The sequence below is a fragment of the Mycolicibacter algericus DSM 45454 genome, assembly GCF_002086455.1.
Classification (GTDB): domain Bacteria; phylum Actinomycetota; class Actinomycetes; order Mycobacteriales; family Mycobacteriaceae; genus Mycobacterium; species Mycobacterium algericum.
This window is the reverse complement of the sequence record NZ_MVHC01000106.1, coordinates 1-218: the sequence shown is the minus strand read 5'-3', so window position 1 is coordinate 218 and position 218 is coordinate 1. Positions and strand designations below refer to the sequence as shown.

Sequence of the window (218 nt, the reverse complement as noted above, 5' to 3'; positions counted from 1 at the left end):
TAGGTGGCATCGAGGAACACGTACGGGAATGCCTGCTCCGAGAGCGGGCGGTCGCGGAAGGCGGCCACTTCGGTGTCCAGGTCCGCGCAGATTCGCGAGACTTCGCTTTTGGAGATCCCCGAATCGGCCCCCAGGGCTTTGTGAGCCGTCCCGGTAAGTCCGGAGACTCCCGATCTTGGGAGGATTCGAGTTATGGGACGTGCAAGCAGGTATCCCGC

1 pseudogene is annotated in these 218 nt (G+C 62.8%); it reads right to left on the bottom strand.

The annotated features are described in order from the left end of the window. Window positions 1-140, bottom strand: a pseudogene (locus BST10_RS22315) (transposase); the annotation flags it as partial. Window positions 141-218 lie beyond the last annotated feature (78 nt).